Genomic DNA, 1,400 nt, shown 5'->3' with positions numbered 1-1,400 from the left:
TCTTGCCGGACCGCCCCTCCAACGAATGACATCGAGAACTGTCTGCGCGGTGATGAGGGCAGCCTCCCCGTGTGATCGACGACCTTGCCGACGCGACCTGGGACCGTGAACTCGACGACCTCTTCCTGCGCATCGGCCACCGTTTCGGCCGTGCCGACCTGCGACGCCGCATGCGTGACTACGTCCGCGCCCTGCTCGGCCCGGTCGGCCGCAAAAACGGCTGGCAACTGGCCGAACACGCAGGCCACCGCACCCCCGACGGCCTGCAACGGCTACTGAACGGAGCCACCTGGAACGCCGACGACGTCCGCGACGACCTGCAGACATACGTCGCCGACAAGGTCGGCGAGGCCGACGGAGTCCTCATCCTCGACGACACCGGCTTCATCAAGAAAGGCACCACCTCCGCGGGCGTGCAGCGCCAGTACTCCGGCACCGCCGGCCGCACCGAGAACTGCCAGATCGGCGTCTTCGCCGCCTACGCCACCACCCGCGCACGCGCCCTGGTGGACCGCGAGCTGTATCTGCCCAAGTCCTGGACGGACGACCGCGAACGCTGCCACGCCGCCAAGATCCCCGACGAACGGGCCTTCGCCACCAAACCAGAGCTGGCCAGGGCAATGGTGCTGCGCGCACTCGCCTCCCCGCTGCCGATCGCCTGGGTGACCGCGGATGCCGCCTACGGCCAGGAGTGGCGCTTCCGCCGGATGCTGGAAGAAGCCGCGGTCGGCTACGTGCTCGCCGTCCCGAAGTCCCAGCCGGTGCCCCGCTTCGGCCGGATCGACTATCTCTTCAGCCAGGCGCCGGATGAGGCATGGGAGCAACGTTCGTGCGGCGACGGCGCCAAGGGCCCGCGCGTCTATGAATGGGCGGCCGTCCAGCTCCCGGTGACCGGGGACTTCGACGGTGAGCGGCCCACCCATCACCGCTGGGCGCTGGCCCGGCGCAGTATCAGCAGACCCGATCAGATCGCCTACTACCTCGCATACGCGCCGGTGGGCGCCGGCGTCGACCGGCTCGTGCGCGTTGCCGGGCGCCGGTGGGCGATCGAGGAATGCTTCCAGGCCGCGAAGAACGAGTGCGGCCTGGACCAGTACGAAGTCCGCCGCTACGTCGGCTGGATGAGGCACATCACCCTGGCCATGCTCGCGCACGCCTTTCTCGCGGCCACGGTGGCACAGGCAGCGGCAAAGGGGGATGCAGAAACGGTTCCACCATGGTCCCGCTCACCGTGGCAGAAGTCCGCCGGCTCCTGGCAACTGACTTCGCACGCCGACCCCGCCCACCGCTTCGCATCCACGCAATGAGCTGGTCCCAGTGGCGGCGCAGACGTCAGGCGATCGCCAGGCACTGCCACTACCGACGACGATGTCATTCGTTGGAGGGGCGGTCCGGCAAGA

Annotated in this window: 1 protein-coding gene; it reads left to right on the top strand. The window is 68.9% G+C overall.

Going from position 1 to position 1,400, the window contains the following annotated elements:
* Window positions 1-71: 71 nt before the first annotated feature.
* The gene (locus tag ACFT4A_RS42480; protein WP_382842057.1) at window positions 72-1,307 is read left to right on the top strand and encodes an IS701 family transposase; all 1,236 of its coding nucleotides are present in this window, start codon (window positions 72-74) and stop codon (window positions 1,305-1,307) included.
* The last annotated feature ends 93 nt before the right edge of the window (window positions 1,308-1,400 follow it).

The organism is Streptomyces sp. NPDC057099, from assembly GCF_042671245.1.
GTDB lineage: Bacteria > Actinomycetota > Actinomycetes > Streptomycetales > Streptomycetaceae > Streptomyces > Streptomyces purpurascens.
This window is presented reverse-complemented; position numbering and strand designations above follow the sequence as displayed.